This is a genomic window from Sphingobium sp. RC1 (assembly GCF_059738765.1).
Window position 1 is genome coordinate 765,930 of sequence record NZ_AP027306.1, and the last position, 23,319, is coordinate 789,248.

Here is a 23,319-nt window from a genome sequence, read left to right on the forward strand (position 1 = left end):
ATGTCCGCCGACTATTTCGCCGAATTTTCAACGATCCGTTATGAGGGGCCCGACAGCAGCAGCGACCTTGCCTATCGCTGGTATGACAAGGATCGCATGATCTTGGGTAAGCGGATGGAGGATCATCTGCGCTTTGCTGTCTGCTTCTGGCACACATTCTGCTGGCCGGGCAGCGATGTGTTCGGCGGCGGCACTTTTCGCCGTCCCTGGCACGCCGGTGCCAATGACGCATCGGCCGCCCGTGCCAAGCGTGAGGCTGCGTTGGCGTTCGTCGAAAAGCTGGACGTCCCCTTCTACTGCTTCCATGACGTCGACGTGATGGCGGATGCCGACACGATCGGCGCCTTCCGCAAGAGCTTCGCCGAAGCGGTTGATCATCTGGAGGAGCTACAGGGAAAACATGGCCGCAAGCTGCTCTGGGGCACCGCCAATCTGTTCAGCCATCCGCGCTACATGGCAGGCGCGGCAACCAATCCCGATCCAGAAGTCTATGCCTGGGCCGCAAGCCAGGTTCGCGACGCGCTGGAAGCCACGCATCGTCTTGGCGGCGCCAACTATGTGCTGTGGGGTGGCCGCGAGGGGTACGACACGATCCTCAACACCGAAATCGGCAAGGAGCAGGAGAATTTCGGCCGCTTCCTGAGCCTGGTCGTCGATCACAAGCACCGGATCGGCTTCAAGGGCACGATCCTGATCGAGCCCAAGCCGCATGAGCCGACCAAGCATCAATATGATTTCGATACCCAGACTGTATTCGGCTTCCTGAAGCGCTTCGACCTGGAAGATGAAGTCCGCGTCAATATCGAGGCGAACCACGCCACGCTGTCGGGCCACACGTTCGAACATGAGATCGCGATGGCCCGTGCGCTGGGCATCTTCGGGTCGATCGACGCCAATCGGGGCGATCACCAGAATGGCTGGGATACCGACCAGTTCCCTAACTCCGTGGAGGAACTGACGCTCGCCATGCTGGAGATCATCCGGGCAGGCGGTTTCACGACGGGCGGTTTCAACTTCGATGCCAAGGTGCGCCGCCAGAGCATCGATGCTGTAGACCTGTTCCACGGCCATATTGGTGGCATGGACACGATCGCGCAGGCGCTGGTGAAGGCCGCTGCGATTATCGAGGATGGCCGCGTCGACGCCTTCCGCGCCGAACGCTATGCCGGTTGGCAGGGTGAATTGGGACAGGCGGTTCACGGGCAGGAGGCGACGCTCGCCTCCATCGCCGACCTTGCGGTATCGCGCAATCTGGCGCCCACGCCCAAGTCCGGGCGGCAGGAGTGGCTGGAAAACATGGTCAACCGCTTCTGATGCTGGACTGGGCGGCGGGAGATCGTTGGATCATTTTTAGCGGCTTCCCGGCGGACGACCGTCAGCCATCTATTGTCCGGGCTGAACCTCGGTCCCGAATATGAAGCGGATGCCTACCGCCTCTCGCTAAGGGGGCGGCCATAGGTGGAGAAAGAGGGAGCCGGTAGGTCATCAGGTGAATCAACAGCGCTAGCCCATTCGGGCGCAGTTTATCAGAGCAGTGGTTGGGCCCAAGTGCCGATTCTCTATCGGCCACCATGGACATTTTGTGATTCCCGGACGCGGATGAAAAACGCGGTTAGCCCGCCCAGGATGGCCAATGCTGCTCCTGATGCGAAAAGCAGTTGATAGCCTCCCACAGCAACGCTCCATCCGGCCACCGCCGGGGTCAGTACTTGGGGAGCTGACGTTGCGACTGAAAGAACCCCGAGGTCGCGGCCAGCCGCTTCTTCTGAAGGCAGCACCATCGACATAAGTTTCAAATCAATGGCGAAGTAGATCCCGAAACACGCCCCCATGCCGACAGCAAAAATTATCATAGCGAACCAGCTTGCAGAAATGGCTGGGGCAAAGATGGCGATACCCATGCCGATCGACGAGGCGCCGACAATCAGGGGGGTGTGATTTACCCTGTCCGCTAGATAGCCTGTAAATGGCGTCACCAATAACCATGCCGCCGTCATGATACTAAGCAAAATTGTGACCGCCGTTGCCGCGCTCTGCCCGGGTAAACCGGACGTACCAATATAGTCCTGAACAAGATAGAACAGGTATCCCGTGACCGCAAAATAAGAGACAAAGAGTAGGAAACGCGAAACAAAGGTGAGCGTAAAATTGCGGCTTTTAAAGCCGGCGAATAGAGATCCGCGATGCTGGTTTACTGTCAGCTGTGCCGTGCTGCTCTCGCTTTCTAAAGACGGACTTTCCGGGGCTACAATGAACATGATACATGTTGTCGCGGCCAGTAGACATGACAGGACGAGATAACCACCTAAGGACGACGTTGCAGCAGCGGCTGCATTTGTGCCCACAAGGATGCCAATGGGTGTTCCCGCAGCGATGGCCGCCGAGGCAAGGCCACGATGTTCAGGAGGTATCCGATCTGGAAGCATTGCCATCAACGCCGCCTGATAAAGACTCAATGTGAACCAGACGCTGGGCATGAGGATCATCAAAGCTGAGACTGATCGTGCCAAGCCCAATGCGATCATCAAGCCAATTGACCCGATCGCCGCAAAGAAAATAGTAGGCGTTCGGCGCCCCCATCGACTGCGCGTCCTATCGGAAATGATGCCGCCGATAATCAGCCCGATTATAGTAACGATTGCAGCGGATGTTGTTAGGATGGCGAGGTCCTGAACCTTCCCGGCAGGATCGAAGCGCTCGATCGCCGCTGGTAACAGGATGTTGTACATTCCCTGGAAGCTGGCGATCATTCCCACCATGCCCAGGAAAAGGACAAAGGATGTGCGCCGAACATCACTCCGCGAGTTTGTGGATCGCAGGGCCTGAACCATGTCAGTCATACAGTGGCGCAATCGGAGCGATCCCCAACTCCGGCACCGTTAGGGCCGCCACAGTGGGGCAAGTTTTTTTCGCCTCGAAACCCTCGCTCAAAAAGGGGCTTCTTCGGACCATTTGGCCAATGCTGCATCACGTCTCTCCTATCGAGCACAGCTGATGATATGGATAGAATATATGTTCGAAATATAGTCAAGTGATATTATTATTTCTTTGTAGTCGCGGTGGTATAGCGGGCGACGGGCCATACTGCCCGTTCTTCAGCCCCGTGCATAAAACGATAGAGCGTTCTTATCGAAGTGTGGGGGGCGGTCGGCGGTGCAGTCCGCCCGGTCTCTGACCCGCACCCCCCCCAACTTATAATGACTACTTCACCCGAGATATTGTCGGGGGATCGTTCAGGGAATAACCCACGTTGACATATGGCTGGCGGCGTCTCGCTTTCACCACGCGGGGCGTCGTGCGGAGATAAGGTAAGCTCCGATCGTGGCGGCGGCCGTAGAGTTGAATAATTTCATATTTAGAGTTGACGGAACATAAATTCCACTGCATGTTACAGCCATAAATTATTTGTGGGGAGATGTTATGCATAGGCGATTTATGCTGCGGTGCGCTGCGGCCACTTGGACGTTGGTTCCTGGGTTGGTTTTTGCCCAATCGACACCCGATCAGGCGCAGTTGCAGGGTGAAGCTGAAGTGTCGTCTTCGACGACGCGGGACGGCGTGCCTTCTGCTGCGAACACCAGCGACATCATTGTCACCGCCAATCGGCGGGAAGAAAGGCTTCAGGACGTGCCGATTTCGGTTACGGCCATCAAGGGTGAAACCTTGCGCGAACGAGGAGTCCAAAATCCAGAAGACTTGGCTCGACTCACGCCAAGCTTGGTGACTCAGAATAATGCGGCGAATGCCCAGGGAACGAACTTCTCGATCCGCGGCGTGGGGACATCGAGCTTCCAGCGGTCCATGGAGCCGACCGTTGCCGTGGTGGTCGATGATGTCACCTTGATAAGATCTGAGCTTGGGGTCATCAACTTTACAGATTTGGCCGCGATCGAAGTACTCAATGGGCCGCAAGGATTTTTGTTCGGCAAGAATGCCTCGGCAGGGCTCGTAAATATCCGGACGAACGACCCAGAGATCGGCAGCAACTCTTTCCGTCTTTTCTCGGAATATGGTCAGCTTAACAATGCGAACGATACGTCATTGTTCCGAGCTCAGGGAATTGTGAACGCCTCCCTCTCCGAAGATGCGGCGGCTCGGATCAATATTTCCTATGTCAAGAATTCCGCATTGCAGAAGAATGTTGTTCCGAACCCGGATTTTGAAGGCGGTCTTCGTCAGATCGGCGGATCCGGAAAGCTTCTCTGGGAGCCGACCGATAAGCTATCTATCTTGGTTTCCGGCGACTATATGGAATCCCGTGGTTCGGGCGGCGGCGTCGCGAGCTTCCGAGAAGTGGATCCGACCAGTCCTGTCGCGACAGTCCTGCCGCCGCTAGGGGTGGAACCTGGCTACGGCAATTCAAAGAGCGCCTATGATGGCCCCACATATTATAACCTGAAGGTCGGCGGTGCGCAGATTAAAGCGTCCTATGAACTCGATAGCGGTTTGAGGTTGACAAACATTACCGCCTACCGTGGGTTCAAGACCTCTCAAGCTTTTGATCCAGACTACAGTCCGCTGCCACTCGTGCAATTCTATGGCGAACGTCTGGCGATCAAGCAGTTTTCGAATGAGCTGAGGTTGACCTCTCCGGCAGGGGGCAAGTTCGATTACCAGATGGGGCTGTTCTTGCTCAGAGCGCGGGTGCAGCAGAATGCTGATTTGTCGGCCACGCTCGGCCAGGCGGTGCCTCCAGGCTTCACGACTTTCCTTGGGACGGATAGCTATTGGCGCCAGCTTCTGGGGAGCTATGCCGCTTACGGCCAAGCCAGCTACCGTTTTACCGACAAGCTGCGATTGACGGCAGGCGCGCGGCTGACACATGATACCATCAATATGCAATATGAGACCACGGCAGGAGGCGGCGCTGTAAGCCTTCTCGGAGTGTCGCCAGTGAGTGAGCAAGACCGGAGCGAGACGAATTTTTCATGGCGAACAACGCTCGAATACAACTTTAATCCTGACTGGATGATATATGGCACTGCGGCGCGCGGTTATAAAGGTCCGGGATATGCGCAATATTCGCTATCTTATGTCCGTCCTGAAATTCCGACCCATTTTGAAATCGGTTCTAAAGCGCAGCTCTTTGACCGCAAATTGACCATTAACTTGTCTGCATATCAAACTGAATTCAAGAACTTCCAAGCGCAGAGTATCGATTTCACGACACTATCATTTCTTCTTCAGAACGCAGGAAAGTTGCGGACGCGCGGGGCAGAACTACAGGTAATCGCCCGTCCTTTCAAAGGCCTCACTCTAAATGGAGGATTGGCCTACACGGACGCCCGGTTCGTGTCGTTTAGAGGCGATACCTGCTACTTTGGGCAGGCCGACTGCGTGAATGGCGTTACGGACTCCTCGGGAAGAAGGCTGCCGAACGCCCCCAAATGGAAGGCGATCATGGACGTCAGTTATGAACAGCCGCTCGGTGATGATTTCGCGGCGACGTTCAACTTGGGAATTACGTCTCAGTCGTCATATAATTTTCTGTCGAACGGCGATCCTGATGCGGTGCAGAAAGGATATACGACCTTCGACATCGGCGTCGCGCTGACTGAGAAGTCGAAGAACTGGACTCTTCGCGCATTTTGCCGAAACTGTACGGATGAACGTTTTGTATCAACGATCCAGGGGCATCCGTTCTTCCCGACCGATCACATTCAGAATTTGACGTATAATGGCTTTCGCCAACTCGGTGTTGCCTTGGATTTGACCTTCTAAAGACGGCAAATCATCTCATTGATCTTAGTGTAGATGGCCTTGGGTCTGACGTGTTGCACGGCATGCCCAAGGTTACATCTCTATCGAGCCGGACATCCTTCGTCATATGTGCAGATCGAAGGATATGTTTGGCACGAATGATGAGTGCAATGCAGAAGGAGGGGAACCGCAACGGCGGACCCGCCACATGCTTCTTCCAGCGGCTGATTGCCTTCGGGTCGTGAGAGCTTAAGCCGCTCCATTGAAATGAGGCGCATTTCGCAATCTTTAGCGCTGCGACTACTGGCGATCTTCGCCATGCCAAAACTACAGCGTCGCAACTGCCACTCCATGGAATTGTTTTTTACGCAAAGGAATGTAAATTCCACGGTGCGGGCGGGAGGGTTGGAATCTTACATATCCTTCCGATCCGATGCTGATAGCTGAGTGGAAGGGCATATATGCCAGAGAGTAAAGAACAGCCGAATGACTTTGAGGAGTTTCTCGAAGCGATCCGGGAACGCCATGATGAATTGAGCGATCGGTTGCAACGGATCGCCCGGCATATTCTGGACGAGCCGCACGATATTGCGTTCGAAACATTGGCGGTGATTGCTGAGCGCAGCAACGTGCAGCCGTCGGCCATCGTGCGCTTCGCACAGGCATTTGGCTTTTCCGGTGCCAGCCCGATGCAGCGCCTTGTGCGAGAAGGTTTGCTGCGCGAGGATCGTTCTGTCGGTTATGCCGAGCGAATCCGTCAGCATCGCTATGCTGTGTCAGGAGAGCCAGAGGGTCCCCGCCAGCTGTTGTCGGAATTCGTTCAGGGTAACATTCTTGCCTTGGAAAATTTGAACCATGCACTGGGGCCGCGAGAATTGTCCGAAGCGATAGAGATGCTTCATCACGCGGAAACGGTGTTCGTAGCGGGTTTCCGACGCTCGTTTCCCGTTGCCACCTACCTCGCCTATATGTTGGGGCAAGCGGGGAAGCGAACCGTGCTCGTGGATGGCCTCGCGGGACTACAGATTCAGCAGGTTGGCGGGCTTCGCGCTGGAGACGTGATGCTGGCAATTAGTTTTGCGCCCTACAGCCATGAAACTCTGAGCCTGGTGGAGGCTGCAAAGGGCCAGTGTCCTGTGGTTGCCATTACCGACAGCGTCATTGGTCCCATCGCTAAAGGGGCTGATCTGATCCTTCAGGTCCGCGAATCAGAGGTGCGAGGATTCCGCTCCCTTGCCGCGTCCATGTGCCTCGCCCAGTCTCTTGCAATCGGCATGGCCGCGCTGCGGGATGAGCCTTCCGCCGCCGATCAGCCTGTAAAAAGCTCTGAACCTTCTATTTGAGATATTGCACCAAAGGTTCTGATCCAATATAAAGTGGAATGTAATTTCCATAGGAGAGGAATGGTGGGGCAGCCGATGGGTGCGGACGCTGTATTTGCGGGAAATGCTGGAACGCCCCCAGCCGACGCGTGGCGGACGGTGGATAGTCTCTTCGAAGACGTTGTCGAGCGCGGCTTGCTGAGTGGCGCCGTAACGGCGGCCTGGCGAGGGGGTGCCCTCGCGCATCAATCAGCTCTGGGCTGGCGTGACGTGGCGACGCGTGATGCGATGCGGCAGGACAGTATCTTCAGGATCTATTCGATGACCAAGCCGATAACGGCGGTCGCGATGATGATTTTGTGGGACGAGGGTAAATGGTCTCCCTCCGATCTGATCGCGGAACATCTTCCCGAGCTCGCAGACCTGCAAGTGCTAGAGGCAGGGTCGGCCGCTGAGGCCCCGGTGCTGGTGCCTGCTGCCGTCCAGCCGACGCTGGAACATCTGATGACGCATCAGGCCGGGTTCACCTATGGCTTTACCGACGAGCCGGTTGACCAGCTTTTCCGAGCGGCGCAAGTGCCGGTTATTCCTCACGACGTCAGCGCGGACCGATATCTCGCACGGTTGGCGCAGGTGCCGCTGGCCTTCCATCCCGGCACTGGCTGGCGATATAGTGTGTCGATGGACATTCAAGGCGTCATCATCGAACGCCTGAGCGGCATGAGCCTGCGCGATTTCATGCGTCAGAGGATTTTCGAATCGCTGGGGATGGTCGATACCGACTTCATCGTGCCGGAAGAAAAGCGTTACCGCGTTGCTACGCTCTATTCGCTATCGGGCGATGGCTTGGTCGAAACGGATCACGAGTCCGAACGGCTATATTATGATAATGTCTCCGCTCTTTTGCCCCGCGATCTGGTCCATCCTTTCGCCGGTGAGCCGCTGCTCGCATCGGGCGGGGGCGGCCTTGTGTCCACCGCGGCCGACTATCTTCGCTTCGCCCGCATGCTGTTGGGCCAGGGAGAGTTGGACGGCAGCCGGATTATCAGCCGGGAAGCTGCCGCCTTGATGATGCGTAGCCACACGGCCGATCATCTGTTGACGGGGGGATTTGGCACCGCTCCCCACTGGCTGCGTCCCGGCTATGAATATGCCTATAACGGCATAATCGTCACTGACCCCGAAAAGGCGGATGTTCGTCTTGGGAGTGGTACTTACTTCTGGGATGGTGCGGCAGGCGGCTGGTTCTGGTCCGATCCACAGAATGACTTTGTTTTCGTATGCATGGTTCATCTGTTGACGGATGCCGAACGGCTCGGACTTCAGTTCCGAAGCCGCCGGATCGTCGCCGATGTTTTGGAAGGATTGGAGCGACAGGAGAGTACATCGCTTTCTTCTTCGCAAAGCGGGGCCGACCAATGAGCGATACTGCGAACAGCGCGCGTACGCTCGATCTTATCACGCTCGGCCGATCAGGCGTTGACCTCTATGGCGAGCAAGTCGGCGGTCGGCTGGAAGATATGGGCTCCTTCGCCAAATATGTGGGCGGCAGTCCGACGAACAGCGCCATCGGCGCGGCACGGCTGGGGCTGGATACCGGGATCATCACCCGGGTCGGTTCGGATCATATGGGACGCTTCATCCGACAGCAGCTGGAGGCCGAAGGCGTCGACGTGACGGGCGTCGTCAATGATCCGGAGCGGCTGACGGCTCTCGTCATCCTGGGTATTCGCGATCCAGAAAGCTTCCCGCTGATCTTCTACCGGGAAAATTGCGCCGACATGGCGCTGTGTGAAGACGATATCGATCCTGATTATGTGGCAGCCGCCCGCGCGCTGCTGATCAATGGCACCCATCTGTCGCAACCCAATGTTAGTGCGGCGACGCTCAAGGCTGTGCATGCCATCAAGGCGGCTGGCGGCCGCGTTATATTCGATGTCGACTACCGCCCGGTACTATGGGGGCTGGCGTCGAAGGATAATGGCGAGGATCGTTTCGTCTCCAGCGAGCAGGTCACGCAGGAGCTTCAGCACGTCCTGCCGCTCTGCGATTTGATCGTCGGTACGGAAGAGGAGATCCACATCCTTGGCGGCATGACCGACACGGTCGCGGCACTGCGCAAAATCCGCGAGTACAGCGGCGCGCTGCTGGTGTGCAAGCGTGGTCCGGATGGATGCGTCGCCTTCCCTGCGGCGATCCCTGATCAATTGGACCAGGGAATTGTCGGCAAGGGCTTTCCCATCGAGGTTTTCAATGTCCTTGGAGCGGGGGACGCGTTCATGGCCGGCTTCCTGCGCGGCTGGCTGCGCGACGAGAGCATCGAGCAGTGCTGCACCTACGGCAATGCTTGCGGCGCTATCGTGGTGTCCCGTCATGGCTGCGCCCCCGCTCAGCCGAGCGCTGAGGAGCTGCGGGTGTTCTTGTCACGCAACGACTGGCCTCGACGGTTGCGAGACAGCGCGGCGCTGGAACATGTCCATTGGGCGACTAACCGCCTGACCGGTTACGATAAGCTGACGGTGCTCGCGATCGACCATCGCGCTCAATTTGACGAGCTGGTCGAAGAACTGGGCACCAACAATCTGGATCGTGTTACTGATTTCAAGGAACTGGCATTGCGCGCCATGGCGCAGGTTGCGGAGAACGAAGACGGCTTTGGCCTGCTCGCTGACGGGCGTTATGGCCGTTCCGCGCTGGAGAGCGCCGCTGGCGGGGGCTACTGGATCGGCCGACCGATCGAACTGCCCGGCTCGCGGCCGCTCCGTTTTGAAGGCGGGCGTGAAGCCGCAACGATTTTGGCCGACTGGCCGCTCGACCATGTCGTCAAGTGTCTGGTCTTCTACCATCCCGATGACCCGGCTGAGCTGCGTGCCGAACAGGACCGGCAGATATTGAGCCTGTTTGAAGCGTGCCGGGCAACGCGCCACGAGCTGTTGCTGGAGGTAATCGCTTCGAAGAACGGTCCGGTTGAGCCCGACACCGTGGCCCGCGTGATCGAACATATTTACGCCCTGGGTGTTTATCCGGACTGGTGGAAGCTGGAGCCTGCCGTCGATCCTGCCACCTGGACAGCCATCGAACAGGTCATCGCAGCGCGCGATCCCTACTGCCGTGGCATATTGCTGCTGGGGCTGGCGTCGGATGAAGAGTCGCTGCTGGCCAGCTTCTCGGCAGCGGTTGGCAATCCACTGGTCAAGGGCTTCGCCGTTGGCCGCACCATCTGGGTGGAGCCTGCAATGCGCTGGTTCAAGGGTGAAATCGACGACGCCGCCGCCATTGCCCAGATGGCGGCAAGCTTCAGCGTGCTGGCGCGCGCATGGCGCGATGCAAGGCAGGATCCGGTATCATGAGCGGAGAAACCATCAGGTTGACGATGGCGCAGGCGCTGGTCCGATGGATGGCGGCGCAGCGTGTCGAGATTGACGGCGCGGAACAGCCATTCTTTGCAGGGGTCTGGGCGATCTTCGGCCACGGCAATGTGGCCGGTGTGGGAGAGGCGTTGGCGGACATCGGCGATGCGTTGCCCACCTATCGAGCGCATAATGAGCAGGGGATGGCTCATGCCGCCATCGCCTTTGCCAAGGCCAATCGCCGCCAGCGCGCGATGGCGTGCACGACGTCGATCGGGCCGGGCGCTACCAACATGGTGACCGCCGCCGCACTCGCGCATGTGAACCGCTTGCCTGTGCTGTTCCTGCCCGGAGACGTCTATGCCAGCCGCCTGCCTGATCCGGTGCTTCAGCAGATAGAGGATTTCGGCGACGGGACGGTGAGCGCAAGCGACTGCTTCCGCCCGGTCAGCCGCTATTTCGACCGTATTACCCGGCCGGAGCAGATTCTGGACGCGGCGCCGCGCGCAATGGCGGTGATGATGGACCCGGCGCGGTGCGGTCCCGTCACGCTGTCACTATGCCAGGATGTGCAGGCGGAGGCGTTCGACTGTCCGGTCAGCTTCCTCGAACCCCGCTTGTGGCGGCAGCGGCGTCCTCATCCGGACGTGGGCGAGTTCAGTGCGCTGGTGCAGGCAATCCGCGCGGCGGAGCGGCCACTGATCGTCGCTGGCGGCGGCGTTCTTTATTCACGGGCTGAAGAGGCGCTTGCGGCACTTGCGGAAGCCACCGGCATCCCGGTGGCGGAGACACAGGCGGGGAAGGGCAGTCTGGTAGCCAGCCATGCTCAGGCGCTGGGATCTATCGGCGTGACTGGCACCAGCGCTGCCAATCGAGCGGCGCGGGAGGCTGATCTCGTGATTGGCCTGGGCACACGTTTGCAGGATTTCACCACCGGATCGCGCACGTTGCTTCCGGCACAGCTGTTCCAGGTCAACGTCGCTCCCCATGATGCGCACAAGCATGGGGCTCACAGCGTCGTGGGCGATGCGCGGGAAGTGATAGAAGAGCTGGCCCTATCGCTCGACAAATGGCGTGTGCCGCAGGCGTGGGAGGAAGCGAACGAGACCGCGCGGGCTGAATGGAGCCATGCGGCGAATGCTGCGATGGCATCATCGGACGCTCTGCCTTCTGACGCGCAGGTGATCGGCGCGGTGTCACGCAACGCGCCGGAGGATGCGGTGGTGGTCTGCGCCGCCGGGGGCCTGCCTGGCGAACTGCACAAGCTGTGGCCCGTTCGCAGGCCGGGCGGCTATCATGTTGAATATGGCTTTTCCTGCATGGGCTATGAGATTGCAGGCGGCCTGGGCGTCAAGATGGCCGATCCGAGCCGCGAAGTCTTCGTGCTCGTGGGCGACGGCAGCTATCTGATGCTGAATTCCGAACTGGCGACTTCGGTCATGCTGGGAATGAAGATCACCGTCGTGCTGCTCGACAACGGCGGTTACGGCTGCATCAATCGCTTGCAGCAGGCGACTGGCGGCAGGCCGTTCAACAATCTGCTCACGGATTCGCGGCGGGAGGTGCTGCCTCCGGTCGATTTCGCGGGCCATGCCCGCAGTCTTGGCGCGCAGGCGGAAAAGGTGTCCGGCATAGCCGCGCTGGAAGAGGCGCTGGGTCGCGCCGCAGCGTCGCAAAGCAGCTATGTTATCGTGCTGGAAACGGACTCCGCCGTGACGACGCAGGCCGGTGGGCACTGGTGGGACGTCGCGGTGCCGCAGGTGTCTTCGCGCGCGGAAGTTTCGGCAGCGCGCGCCCGTTATGAAGATATGAAGAAGAGGCAAAAGCCATGACGATACGCTGGGGCGTAAGCCCGATCGCCTGGGCAAATGACGACATGCCCGAGCTTGGGGGCGACATCACGCTGGACACGCTGCTGAACGAAGTACGGCAGATCGGTTTCGAGGGGGTGGAACTTGGTTGCAAGTTCCCGCGTGATGCCGCCACCCTTCAGCCCATCATGGTCTCGCACGGGCTGGACATCATAGGCGGCTGGTATTCCACCAATCTATTGATCCGGGATGCCGACGCCGAGATCGAGGCAATGGCCGACCACCTCGCCCTGCTGGAAGCAATGGGTTCTCAAGTCTTCATCGCCGCCGAAACGTCGAACGCTATTCATTGCGACCGGTCCGTGCCGCTCGATGCTCATCCCCAGATCGATGATGAGAAATGGGAGCAATTCGGCTCGCGACTGAACGCTGTGGCCGCTTATGTGAATGGGCGCGGGCTGCGCTTTGCCTATCATCATCATCTGGGTACGGTGGTGGAGACCGGCGATGAATTGCAGCGCTTTTTCGAGGTGACGGGCGATCATGTCGGCCTGACGCTCGATACGGGCCATTCGCTCTGCGGCGGCATCGATCCGCTTAAGGTGATCAGCGAACGTTCCGAACGGGTAAACCATGTTCATTGCAAGGATGTGCGGCGGAACCGCTATAACCGCGCGCGGGCTGGCGGGGCGAGCTTCCTTGATGGCGTGGTCAGCGGAATGTTCACGGCGCCGGGCGACGGCATCTATGACTATGAGCCGTTCCTGGGCGCCCTCGCTAGCGTCGGCTATGACGGATGGATCGTTATCGAGGCGGAACAGGACCCTGCCTTAGCCAATCCCTACACCTATCAGCAGCTTGGCCTGCGTACGCTGCAAAATATCGCGGCTGAAGTGGGGCTGGCGGCATGAGCCTCAAGGTTCGCAGCCATGAGCCCGATCCACAGGGCGTGGTGCTCGACATCACGCCCGAGAGCGCGGGGTGGCGCTATGTCGGCTTCAAGGTCGTCCGTCTGGCCGCTGGGCAAGTGCATGACGGCGGTGACGAAGGGCGGGAAGCATGTCTGGTCGTCCTGTCCGGCACCGTCGATGTGACCGCTGGCGAAGTGCGTTTCGACCAGATGGGTGGGCGGACCGATGTGTTCGAAGGACCGGCAACATCGGTCTACGTACCGGCAGGCACCTCCTACAGCATCAAGGCGGCGGGAAACGCTGAAGTCGCGATCTGCACCGCGCCAGGCGGTGGCAACCGTCGTCCGCGCGTCATCGCTCCGGAAGATGTGCGGTTGGAAACGAGAGGGCAGGGCACGAACCAGCGTTTTGTGCGCAACATACTGGATGACGCAGGCGACGCGGAAAGCCTCTTGGTTGTGGAAGTCATCACCCCGGGCGGGCATTGGTCCAGCTATCCGCCGCACAAGCATGACCGCGACGCATGGCCGCAGGAAACCTTCCTTGAGGAAACCTACTATCATCGTCTGTCACCGCCGCAGGGCTTTGCCTTCCAGCGTGTCTATACGGACGACCGCTCGATAGACGAGACCATGGCTGTGGAGGATGGCGACGTGGTGCAGGTGCCGCGCGGCTACCATCCCGTCGGCGCGCCGCACGGCTACGACCTTTATTATTTGAACGTCATGGCTGGGCCGCGTCGCGACTGGGTGTTCGCCAACGATCCGGCCCATGACTGGATCGCGCGTGGCGCATCGCCCGGAACTGACAAGGGAGAATGAGTAAGTGAGTTCGTCCGCATGCCGGGCGAATGTGAACCGGAAATTTCGACGTCTATCGCCTGTCCAGCCCCGCCATGGAGACCTGCACTTTACCCATGGCGGCGGCTGGGCGCCTGGAAGGGGCGGGGAAGCGTCTCCTTTGGCGCGCGAGACGGCGTTGTGCAAGATGAGGAAGATTTGATCATGACTGTAGAAGCCGAAACTCGAAACATCCCCCATTTCATCGGCGGGCGTGCGGTGACTGCCGTCGCCTCCCGTACCAGCGATGTGTTCGATCCGAACAGCGGCCGGGTGCAGGCGCGCGTGGCGCTGGGCACGGCCAGCGAATTGCAGCAAGCGGTCGATGCCGCTCAAGCGGCGCAGCCTGCATGGGCGGCGGTCAATCCGCAACGCCGAGCCCGCGTCATGTTCGAATTCAAGCGGCTGGTCGAACGCGATATGGATGATCTCGCGCGCCTGCTGGCCTCCGAGCATGGCAAGGTGGTCGCTGATGCCAAGGGTGACATTCAGCGCGGTCTGGATGTCGTGGAGTTCGCCTGCGGCATTCCCCATGTGCTGAAGGGCGAATATACGCAGGGCGCAGGTCCCGGCATCGATGTCTATTCGATGCGCCAGCCGATCGGCATCGGCGCAGGGATCACCCCCTTCAACTTTCCGGCGATGATACCGCTGTGGATGAGCGCGGTCGCAATGGCCTGCGGCAATGCCTTCATCCTGAAGCCCTCGGAACGCGATCCGTCCGTTCCGGTCCGCCTGGCGGAACTTTTCATGGAGGCCGGGCTGCCTGCGGGCATTTTCCAGGTCGTTCACGGCGACAAGGAAATGGTCGATGCCATCCTTGATCACCCGGCGATTAGCGCGGTCAGCTTCGTCGGTTCTTCGGACATCGCCCATTATGTCTACCGACGCGGGATCGACAACGGCAAGCGCGTCCAGGCAATGGGTGGCGCAAAGAACCATGGCATCGTCATGCCCGATGCCGATCTCGACCAGACGGTGGCAGACCTTTGCGGCGCGGCATTCGGTTCGGCCGGCGAACGGTGCATGGCGCTGCCGGTCGTGGTTCCGGTCGGACACGAAACGGCCGAGCGGCTGAAAGCCAAGCTCGTCCCCGCCATCGAAGCTCTGCGCGTGGGTGTCTCCACCGATGCGGAGGCGCATTATGGTCCAGTGGTCACCGCGCAGCACAAGGCGCGCATCGAACAGTGGATCCAGACCGGTGTGGATGAAGGAGCCGAACTGGTCGTCGATGGGCGGGGCTTCTCGCTACAGGGACATGAGGATGGTTTTTTCGTCGGCCCGACGCTGTTCGATCATGTGACACCGGACATGAGCGCTTACCGGGAGGAGATTTTCGGCCCGGTTCTGCAAATGGTACGGGCCGATAGCTTTGACGACGCGCTGACTCTCCCGTCCCGGCATCAATATGGCAATGGCGTCGCCATCTTCACGCGCAATGGGCACGCTGCGCGGGAATTTGCCGCGCGCGTGAATGTCGGCATGGTCGGCATCAATGTGCCGATCCCGGTGCCCGTCGCCTATCACAGCTTTGGCGGCTGGAAGCGTTCCGGCTTTGGCGACCACAACCAGCATGGCGAGGAAGGCGTGCGCTTCTGGACGAAGGTCAAGACTGTGACGCAGCGCTGGCCGAATGCATCGGGTGAAGCTTCGGGATCGTCGCTGGCCGATGCCTTCATGATCCCGACGATGAAATGACGATAGTCCCGGTCCGGTTTTACGCCGGACCGGCAGTCAGGCGAGCAGCTTATCATGACCATGCAAGAACTCAGTCAAGTTGTCGGAGCTTCGGAACCTCCCCTGCGGGACGATACGATCGGCGAAGCGCTCGACCGCGCCGCCCAGCGTTGGCCCGACAAGGATGCGCTCGTCGCCCGGCATGGCAACATCCGCTACAGCTGGTTGGAGCTGAAAGCCGCGACGGATGACTTTGCCGCTGGGCTGCTGGCACTGGGCGTGAAGCCGGGGGACAGGGTCGGCATATGGGCGCCCAATTGCGCTGAATGGACCATCGCGCAGCTTGCGACCGCGCGTGCGGGCATGATCCTGGTCAACATCAACCCCGCCTACCGCGTTGCCGAATTGGAATATACGTTGGGGAAGGTGGAAGTGAGGGCGCTGATCTGCGCAGCTTCGTTCAAGAACAGCGATTATCTTGCAATGACGGAAAGCTTCGTCACGCATTTTGGCGAACGGCCGGGAGAGATCGTCTCGGTCGATCTCCCGGCCTTCCGCTATGCGATCAAGATCGGCGGCGAACCGCGGCCGGGCTGGCTGGACTTCAGCGAAGTGGCGGGCTTGCGCACAGCCGCATCGGAAACGGAACTCGCCAGCATCGCCGCAACCTTGAAGGCTGACGATCCGATCAATATTCAGTTCACCAGTGGAACCGCAGGCGCCCCGAAGGGCGTAACCCTCTCGCACCGCAACATACTCAACAATGCAGCGATGGGGGGCGCCGCATTTGGCGCGAGGCCGGACGATCGGATCTGCATACCCGTGCCGCTCTATCATTGCTTCGGCATGGTGATGAGCAACCTGATGAGCGTCGTTCATGGTGTCACCATGGTTTATCCCTCTCCCGGTTTCGATCCGCTGGCGGTGCTGGAAACGGTGGAGGCCGAACGCTGCACGATATTGCATGGCGTGCCGACGATGTTCATCGCCGAACTGGAGCACCCGGACTTTGCGCGCTTCGACCTCTCCTCTTTGCGCGTCGGGTTGATGGGAGGATCTCCCTGTCCGGAAGAGTTGATGCGCAAGGTGATGACTCGCATGCATCTGCGCGACATCGGCATCGGCTATGGAATGACCGAAACCAGCCCGGTAAGCTTCCAGACATCGCTGGACGATCCTCTCGAAATCCGCGTCGCCACCATCGGCCGCATTCACCCTCACCTTGAAGCGAAAGTCGTTCATCCCGAAACCGGAGAGATCGTTCCACGCGGGGAGCCGGGCGAGCTCTGTGTCCGCGGCTATTCGGTCATGCTCGGTTATTGGGGCGAGCCTGAAAAAACGGCGGAGGCAATTCGCGACGGCTGGATGCACACTGGCGACCTCGTCACCATCGATGATGCGGGCTATGCCCGGGTCGTCGGGCGGATCAAGGACATGATCATCCGCGGCGGCGAGAATATCTATCCCCGCGAACTTGAAGAACTGCTCTACCTCCATCCGTCCGTCCTTGACGTGCAGGTTGTTGGTGTTGTGGACGAACGGTTCGGTGAAGAAGTGATGGCCTGCGTCAAGCTTCGTCCTGGCGCGCCCGAGGATGCGGAGGCGATCGTCACATTTTGCCGTGGCCGCGTCGCTCATCACAAGGTGCCGCGATACGTACGCTTCCTCGACAGCTTTCCCATGACGGTCTCCGGAAAGGTGCAGAAGGCCCGTTTGCGCGAGATGATGGAGGATGAGCTGGGGCTGGGCCGCCAATGAAGAACATGAGCGCGCCGTTTCGAGGGCGCGAACGAAAATATCAAATTAGGAAAGGTATCCAATGTTTGAAATAGCACTGATTGGCGCTGGCCGGATCGGCAAGATCCACGCCGCCAACATCGCCGCCAATCCGCGCCTGTCCCTGTCGCGCGTCGTCGATCCGTTCGGCGGCGCGGAGGAACTGGCAAGTCGTTATGGTGCCACGGTATCGACGGCTGAGGATGTCTGGGCCGATCCGGCGATCAGCGGCGTCCTCGTCGCCAGTGCGACGGACACCCATCTCAACTATACTCTGGAAGCCATCCGCGCGGGAAAGCAGGTGTTCTGCGAAAAGCCGCTGGATCAGGACGCTGGTCGTGCCGCTCAGGTCCAGCAGGCAGTCGCGGCCACCGACAGGCATGTCCTGCTCGGTTTCAACCGGCGCTTCGACCCGAGTTTCGCCAGGCTGCAGCGGCGGTTGAAGCAGGGCGAGATCGGTACGTTGGAGACGCTCCACATCATCAGCCACGATCCCGCGCCGCCGCCAGCCAGCTATATCCCCGGATCAGGCGGCATCTTCAAGGACATGTCTATCCATGATCTCGATATGGCAAGCTGGCTCCTGGGTGAAGAAATCGAAAGCGTTTTTGCCTCGGGGGCAGTGCTGATCGATCCGGAAATCGGCGCCGCGGGTGACTTCGACACTGCGAAGATCCTACTGCGGACAGTCGGCGGCAGGATTTGCGTCATATCCAACAGTCGTCGCAGCGGCTATGGCTATGATCAACGGATCGAAGCCTTCGGGTCGAAGGGCATGATCCGCGCGGAGAACAAGCTGGAAAGCAGCGTCCAGACCTGGACCGAGGAGGGCGCCCGTTCGGACTGCTTCCAGAACTTCTTCCTCGATCGCTATGCGGAAGCTTTCGCCATGGAGATCGAGCATTTCGCGGATATCATCGAAGGCAAGGCAACAGCGGTCGTCAATGAAGATGACGGTCTCAAGGCGCTTATCCTCGCGGAAGCTGCGGACCAATCGGCGCGCAGCGGATCGATGGTCACGCTGGCCGCCTCTGCGCGTCGCTGATGCGAACAAGCTCAAGGGAGAAGCTGAGATGGCCCTAGACCCGATACTTCAGCAGATCGTATCGCAAATTCCCGTGCCCACGTCCGACGAGATCGACTACGACGTGATGCGCAACAATATGGATGGAATGATCGCCCTTTTTAATGGGCCGGATGGTCCCATTGAGGTGGCCTCAGTTGAGAATTTGATCGTCGATGACGAAGGTGGGCAGGTTCCGCTTCGCATCTTCCGCCCTTTGACCGCTCCTACCGGAACCTTGCATCTGCTGCACGGTGGGGGCTGGGCATTCGGCAGCATCGACTTCATCGAGCCGCTGGCGCGGCGGCTTGCCCGCAACCTTTCGATGGTCGTCGTGGCGAGCGGTTATCGGCTCGCTCCTGAAAATCCCTTTCCCGCGGGCGTCAACGATTGCCTGGCGGCTGCGCGTTGGACGATGGACCATGCGGCTGGGCTTGGCGGCTCCGAAAACCCCCTCGTCATTGCGGGAGAGAGCGCCGGAGCCAATCTGGCGGCAGTGGTGGCTCTCAAACTGGGGGAAGAGGGCGGCAAAGAGGGCGGCAGGAATTTTGACGCGCAATTGCTGTTCTATCCTGCGGTCGATTTGCGCGAGGAATCCGTCAGCTATCCTTCCCGGATCGCCAATGCAGATCCCACTCTTCCCACGCAAATCTTGCCGCAACTCATGCGGGATTATTGCGGCTCCCATGATCAGGCAGATCCTCGCATATCGCCGATTACATCAGATCGGCTAGACGCGGCACCCCCTGCCGTAATCGCCGTTCTGAAAGTCGATCCGCTCCGCGATGAAGCCGTTGCCTATGCCGACCGGCTGGCAGAGGCGGGCGTCGAAGTCGCATTGATGGAGTTCGACCATCTGACTCATGGTTTTCCCAATCTGTCAGCTGTGGTGCCAGCGGCGGCCGAAGCGACTGAACTGGTTGGGCAGCGTCTCAAAACGCTGCTGTCGCGAAACATTCGGGGCTGAAGTTCGGCGAAGTCATCGGCAGCACGGCAGGTGAGGCGGGGAGGACTGATACCGAATAGTATGATTTTGTTCGTTGAGGAGGTCCATCATGGACGACGTGGCGCAATCCAGTATCCAGACTGGCGGCACTGATTTTACGTTCGATGTATCACAGGCATTGGCTATCCTGGATTTTGACGAGACCGGTCACACCAATGCGGCGGTGATATGTTGCGACCGACACGCGCCGGCCAAGTCGCGCGTCGCACTGCGCCACCGTGGACTTAATGGAGTTACGCAGGAGTGGACGTTCGCGCGACTGGCGCATGACAGTGCACGGCTCGCGGCTGCCCTATCGTCCTTGGGTGTGACCAAAGGTGATCGTGTGGCGGGACTGCTCCCGCGCGCTCCCGAGCTGCTGATCCTGATCCTGGCAACCTGGCGGCTCGGGGCGGTTTACCAGCCTTTGTTCACGGCCTTCGGTTCCAAGGCGATCGAATATCGTTTGGAGACCGCCAATACGCGCGTGATCGTGGCGGACCAGGACAATCTTCCCAAAATTTCAGGACTGCCTTCATCGATCGAGCAGATCGTCGTTTCCTCTGGGGAGGCCGGCGCCAAGCGCGACTTCTGGCGCATGATCGAGGAAGAGGAGGAAGGTCATCCGGCCGCGCCCTGCGGCCTGGACGATCCCTTTCTCATCATGTTCACATCAGGAACGACGGGGCCTGCCAAGCCGCTGTTCGTGCCGGTGAAGGCGATCGCTGCCTTTGCCGCTTATATGCGCGATGCGGTGGGGCTGGGCCCTGAGGACCGGTTCTGGAACTTCGCCGATCCGGGCTGGGCTTATGGGCTCTATTACGCCGTGACCGGTCCACTGGCGCTCGGCATAACGACGACATTCAACCAGCGCGGCTTCGATGTCGATGACGCGTACGACACGATCGCTGAACTTGGCATCACCAATGTTGCGGGGTCACCGACGGCCTACCGCCTGCTGCTGGCAGGCGGACCGGAAAAGGCGGCGCGGGTCAAGGGGCAGCTTCGCGCTGTCAGCAGTGCGGGCGAACCGCTTAATCCCGAGATCATCCGCTGGTTCGACGAACATCTCAGTGCGCCGATCTACGATCATTACGGTCAGACCGAAGTGGGCATGGTGCTGTGTAACCATCATGGCATAGATCATCCGATCCACATCGGGTCAGCTGGGTTTGCATCACCCGGGCACCGTGTCGTCGTCTGCTCGCCAGAGGGTGAGGAGCTGCGTCAAGGAGAGCCGGGCATATTGGCGCTGGACCGCAAGGCGTCACCGATGATGTGGTTTTCGGGCTATCTTGGTCGGGAAACAGCTGCTTTCGTGGGCGACTATTATTTGAGCGGCGACACGGTCGAGCAGAATGACGACGGAAGCATTTCCTTCATTGGACGGGCCGACGACGTCATCACGACCTCGGGCTATCGCGTGGGACCGTTTGATGTCGAAAGCGCTCTGCTGGAACATGATGCGGTGATGGAATCCGCCGTGATCGGCAAGCCTGATCCGGAAAGGACCGAGATCATCAAAGCCTTCATCGTGCTGAACCAAGGGTACAGCGCGGATGACCCTGATTTAGCCTCCTCGATCCAGCGCTACGTCAAGACGCGCTTGTCTGCGCACGCCTATCCCCGTGAAATCGCCTTCGTGGAGTCTTTGCCCAAGACACCAAGCGGCAAGTTGCAGCGCTTCCTGCTTAGAAATGAGGAGATCGCCAAACAGCGGGATGCTGAACAGTCAAATAGCTGACGGGTCCGGATCGAAAGGCTGGTGAATAGGTGCCCATTGGGCGCGAAACAGGATATTATTTATGGACATCAAAGCAATGGCTGCCATCGTCACCGGCGGCGCGTCCGGTCTGGGCAGGGCAACGGCGCAGATGCTGGCGGAGCAGGGCGCCAAGGTCGCCATTTTCGACTTGAACGAGGAAGCCGGGCAGGCGACCGCCAAGGCATTGGGCGGCACTTTCGTGACCGCCAACATCGCCGACGACGCCAGCGTCACCGCTGCCCTGGACGCAGCCGAACGGACGCATGGCGTTGCGCGCATTCTCGTCAATTGTGCTGGCATCGCTCCGGCGGTGAAGACAGTGGGCAAGGAAAATATGCCGCATCCGCTGGATAGCTTCGTGAAGACGGTGACGGTCAACCTGATCGGCAGTTTCAACGTCATTGCCAAATTCTCAGCTCGGCTTGCGTCAGCGGAAGAGATTGACTGCGAAAGGGGGGTCATCATCAACACAGCGTCGGTCGCTGCCTATGACGGACAGATTGGGCAGGCCGCCTATAGCGCTTCGAAGGGCGGGGTGGTCGGCATGACCCTTCCCATTGCGCGCGATCTCGCCCAGCACAAGATCCGCGTAACGTCCATCGCACCGGGCATCTTCCTGACGCCGTTGTTGGAGTCCTTCCCTCAAGCTGTCCAGGACGCACTTGGCGCGCAAGTGCCGCATCCCAGCCGTTTGGGCAGGCCCGCGGAATACGCTCAGTTGGTCGAAAGCATCATTCGTAATCCCATGCTGAACGGTGAAGTGATCCGTCTAGATGGCGCCATCCGCATGGCGCCGCGCTGAACCTCAAATCCAACACCAGCGCAAGATTTCCCGTGCGGTCTTTAAGAGAACCTTATCTATGGCACATGATCCTATCGTTATCACGGGCTATGCCCGGACGCCCATGGGCGGCTTTCAAGGTGCCCTGTCCGCGCTCAAGGCGACGGAATTGGGTGCCGCGGCCGTCAGAGCTGCCGTGGAGCGTTCCGGAGTATCGGCCGATGCGATCGAACGCATCTACATGGGCTGCGTGCTGCCCGCTGGGCTGGGGCAAGCGCCCGCCCGGCAAGCTGCGCTGACTGCCGGTCTTGGCCTCAACACGGAGGCTACTACTGTCAACAAGATGTGCGGATCTGGCATGCAAGCGGCGATCATGGCGCATGAGGCGCTGACCAGTGGAGCGGCGGAGGTCATCGTGGCGGGAGGCATGGAAAGCATGACCAACGCGCCCTATGCCTTGCCCAAGCATCGCTCGGGCGCGCGTATTGGGCATGACCGAATCATCGACACGATGATGATGGATGGTCTCGAAGACGCTTATCAGCCAGGCAAGGCCATGGGCGTCTTTGCTGAAGAAGCCGTTCGTGACTATCAGTTCACCCGCGCCGATCAGGATGATTATGCGCTACGTTCTCTATCTCGCGCCAATGAAGCGATCAGCAGCGGTGCTTTCGTTCGCGAAATCACGCCTGTTGCGGTGCCTGGCCGGGGCGGAGAGACATGGGTCGACACTGATGAGCAGCCGGGCAAGGCGCGGCCGGATAAAATTCCGACGCTGAAGCCCGCCTTTGGCAAGGACGGCACGATCACCGCCGCCAACGCATCCTCCATTTCGGATGGCGCCGCCGCGCTCGTCATGACGCGGCAGAGCGTGGCGGAAAAACTCGGCCTTCCCGTTCTGGCGCGCGTCGTTGCGACGGCCGCTCACGCCCAGGAACCAGCCGCCTTCACCACCGCGCCAGTGCCTGCCATGCGCAAGGTGCTGGCCAAAGCGGGTTGGGCCGTGAACGATGTTGATCTATTTGAGATTAACGAAGCCTTCGCCGTTGTGGCGATGATCGCTGCTAAGGATCTGGGCATTCCTGTGGACAAGTTGAATGTGAACGGCGGTGCCACTGCGCTCGGCCATCCGATCGGTGCGTCAGGCGCGCGCATTTTAACGACACTGATGGGTGCCCTGCAGCATCGTGGTCTCCGACGCGGTATAGCGAGCCTGTGCATCGGCGGTGGTGAGGCAACAGCCATGGGGATTGAACTAGGCTAATCGGCTTGGATGAAGGGAGCTATTTGACAGATCACGTCTGATCAGTTCTTTCGCCTGCTGTTCATGGGTATGCCA

At 59.6% G+C, this 23,319-nt stretch carries 16 protein-coding genes; 15 read left to right on the plus strand and 1 reads right to left on the minus strand.

The window, feature by feature from the left end; genetic code table 11:
* Window positions 1-1,314 (plus strand): xylose isomerase, encoded by a 1,314-nt coding sequence (gene xylA, locus AC6JBC_RS03800; protein WP_498025475.1) that lies wholly within the window; start codon window positions 1-3, stop codon window positions 1,312-1,314.
* Between the two features lie 245 nt (window positions 1,315-1,559).
* Here xylA and AC6JBC_RS03805 read toward each other — a convergent pair whose 3' ends face one another.
* Window positions 1,560-2,840: an MFS transporter gene (locus AC6JBC_RS03805; RefSeq protein ID WP_498025476.1), complete on the minus strand. Its 1,281-nt coding sequence runs from the start codon at window positions 2,838-2,840 to the stop codon at window positions 1,560-1,562.
* A gap of 595 nt (window positions 2,841-3,435) precedes the next feature.
* On the opposite strand from AC6JBC_RS03805, the gene AC6JBC_RS03810 reads away from it, so the two are divergent.
* From AC6JBC_RS03810 to AC6JBC_RS03875, 14 genes are all read left to right on the plus strand, one after another.
* The gene (locus tag AC6JBC_RS03810) at window positions 3,436-5,721 is read left to right on the plus strand and encodes a TonB-dependent receptor (protein ID WP_498025478.1); all 2,286 of its coding nucleotides are present in this window, start codon (window positions 3,436-3,438) and stop codon (window positions 5,719-5,721) included.
* Window positions 5,722-6,245: 524 nt separating this feature from the next.
* Complete coding sequence (locus AC6JBC_RS03815) at window positions 6,246-7,043, plus strand: MurR/RpiR family transcriptional regulator (protein WP_498025479.1); 798 nt, start codon at window positions 6,246-6,248, stop codon at window positions 7,041-7,043.
* A 60-nt stretch (window positions 7,044-7,103) separates the two neighbouring features.
* A complete protein-coding gene (locus tag AC6JBC_RS03820; RefSeq protein ID WP_498025480.1) occupies window positions 7,104-8,444 on the plus strand; it encodes a serine hydrolase domain-containing protein in 1,341 nt (446 codons plus the stop codon).
* Window positions 8,441-10,372 carry a bifunctional 5-dehydro-2-deoxygluconokinase/5-dehydro-2-deoxyphosphogluconate aldolase gene (locus AC6JBC_RS03825; RefSeq protein ID WP_247230437.1) on the plus strand — a complete coding sequence of 644 codons (1,932 nt, stop codon included), beginning with the start codon at window positions 8,441-8,443 and terminating at the stop codon, window positions 10,370-10,372. The genes AC6JBC_RS03820 and AC6JBC_RS03825 overlap by 4 nt, the downstream gene beginning before the upstream one ends.
* Window positions 10,369-12,204: a 3D-(3,5/4)-trihydroxycyclohexane-1,2-dione acylhydrolase (decyclizing) gene (gene iolD, locus AC6JBC_RS03830; RefSeq protein WP_498025481.1), complete on the plus strand. Its 1,836-nt coding sequence runs from the start codon at window positions 10,369-10,371 to the stop codon at window positions 12,202-12,204. Before AC6JBC_RS03825 ends, iolD begins: the two co-directional genes overlap by 4 nt.
* Window positions 12,201-13,094 (plus strand): myo-inosose-2 dehydratase, encoded by an 894-nt coding sequence (gene iolE / locus AC6JBC_RS03835; RefSeq protein ID WP_498025482.1) that lies wholly within the window; start codon window positions 12,201-12,203, stop codon window positions 13,092-13,094. The genes iolD and iolE overlap by 4 nt, the downstream gene beginning before the upstream one ends.
* The gene (gene iolB / locus AC6JBC_RS03840; protein WP_498025484.1) at window positions 13,091-13,915 is read left to right on the plus strand and encodes a 5-deoxy-glucuronate isomerase; all 825 of its coding nucleotides are present in this window, start codon (window positions 13,091-13,093) and stop codon (window positions 13,913-13,915) included. Before iolE ends, iolB begins: the two co-directional genes overlap by 4 nt.
* Window positions 13,916-14,098: 183 nt before the next feature.
* Window positions 14,099-15,631 carry a CoA-acylating methylmalonate-semialdehyde dehydrogenase gene (locus AC6JBC_RS03845; protein WP_498025485.1) on the plus strand — a complete coding sequence of 511 codons (1,533 nt, stop codon included), beginning with the start codon at window positions 14,099-14,101 and terminating at the stop codon, window positions 15,629-15,631.
* 54 nt (window positions 15,632-15,685) lie between these two features.
* Complete coding sequence (locus AC6JBC_RS03850) at window positions 15,686-17,368, plus strand: AMP-binding protein (protein ID WP_498025487.1); 1,683 nt, start codon at window positions 15,686-15,688, stop codon at window positions 17,366-17,368.
* A gap of 61 nt (window positions 17,369-17,429) precedes the next feature.
* Window positions 17,430-18,431, plus strand: a complete 1,002-nt coding sequence (gene iolG / locus AC6JBC_RS03855; protein WP_498025488.1) for an inositol 2-dehydrogenase — start codon at window positions 17,430-17,432, stop codon at window positions 18,429-18,431.
* Window positions 18,432-18,459: 28 nt separating this feature from the next.
* Entirely contained in the window at window positions 18,460-19,416 is a 957-nt protein-coding gene (locus AC6JBC_RS03860; protein ID WP_498025489.1) for an alpha/beta hydrolase, read from the plus strand.
* 88 nt (window positions 19,417-19,504) lie between these two features.
* The gene (locus AC6JBC_RS03865) at window positions 19,505-21,178 is read left to right on the plus strand and encodes an AMP-binding protein (RefSeq protein WP_498025490.1); all 1,674 of its coding nucleotides are present in this window, start codon (window positions 19,505-19,507) and stop codon (window positions 21,176-21,178) included.
* A 61-nt stretch (window positions 21,179-21,239) separates the two neighbouring features.
* Window positions 21,240-22,001 carry a 3-hydroxyacyl-CoA dehydrogenase gene (locus tag AC6JBC_RS03870; RefSeq protein WP_247230454.1) on the plus strand — a complete coding sequence of 254 codons (762 nt, stop codon included), beginning with the start codon at window positions 21,240-21,242 and terminating at the stop codon, window positions 21,999-22,001.
* A 58-nt stretch (window positions 22,002-22,059) separates the two neighbouring features.
* Window positions 22,060-23,244, plus strand: a complete 1,185-nt coding sequence (locus AC6JBC_RS03875) for an acetyl-CoA C-acyltransferase (protein ID WP_247230456.1) — start codon at window positions 22,060-22,062, stop codon at window positions 23,242-23,244.
* Window positions 23,245-23,319 lie beyond the last annotated feature (75 nt).

Excerpts from the sequence above, each read along its gene's own strand:
- AC6JBC_RS03870 (WP_247230454.1), top strand. The coding sequence starts at position 21,240 with ATGGACATCAAAGCAATGGCTGCCATCGTCACCGGCGGCGCGTCCGGT.
- iolD (WP_498025481.1), top strand. The coding sequence starts at position 10,369 with ATGAGCGGAGAAACCATCAGGTTGACGATGGCGCAGGCGCTGGTCCGA.
- AC6JBC_RS03860 (WP_498025489.1), top strand. The coding sequence starts at position 18,460 with ATGGCCCTAGACCCGATACTTCAGCAGATCGTATCGCAAATTCCCGTG.
- iolB (WP_498025484.1), top strand. The coding sequence starts at position 13,091 with ATGAGCCTCAAGGTTCGCAGCCATGAGCCCGATCCACAGGGCGTGGTG.
- AC6JBC_RS03805 (WP_498025476.1), bottom strand. The coding sequence starts at position 2,840 with ATGACTGACATGGTTCAGGCCCTGCGATCCACAAACTCGCGGAGTGAT.
- AC6JBC_RS03810 (WP_498025478.1), top strand. The coding sequence starts at position 3,436 with ATGCTGCGGTGCGCTGCGGCCACTTGGACGTTGGTTCCTGGGTTGGTT.
- AC6JBC_RS03865 (WP_498025490.1), top strand. The coding sequence starts at position 19,505 with ATGGACGACGTGGCGCAATCCAGTATCCAGACTGGCGGCACTGATTTT.
- AC6JBC_RS03845 (WP_498025485.1), top strand. The coding sequence starts at position 14,099 with ATGACTGTAGAAGCCGAAACTCGAAACATCCCCCATTTCATCGGCGGG.
- xylA (WP_498025475.1), top strand. The coding sequence starts at position 1 with ATGTCCGCCGACTATTTCGCCGAATTTTCAACGATCCGTTATGAGGGG.
- AC6JBC_RS03850 (WP_498025487.1), top strand. The coding sequence starts at position 15,686 with ATGACCATGCAAGAACTCAGTCAAGTTGTCGGAGCTTCGGAACCTCCC.
- iolE (WP_498025482.1), top strand. The coding sequence starts at position 12,201 with ATGACGATACGCTGGGGCGTAAGCCCGATCGCCTGGGCAAATGACGAC.
- AC6JBC_RS03820 (WP_498025480.1), top strand. The coding sequence starts at position 7,104 with ATGGTGGGGCAGCCGATGGGTGCGGACGCTGTATTTGCGGGAAATGCT.
- AC6JBC_RS03875 (WP_247230456.1), top strand. The coding sequence starts at position 22,060 with ATGGCACATGATCCTATCGTTATCACGGGCTATGCCCGGACGCCCATG.
- AC6JBC_RS03825 (WP_247230437.1), top strand. The coding sequence starts at position 8,441 with ATGAGCGATACTGCGAACAGCGCGCGTACGCTCGATCTTATCACGCTC.
- iolG (WP_498025488.1), top strand. The coding sequence starts at position 17,430 with ATGTTTGAAATAGCACTGATTGGCGCTGGCCGGATCGGCAAGATCCAC.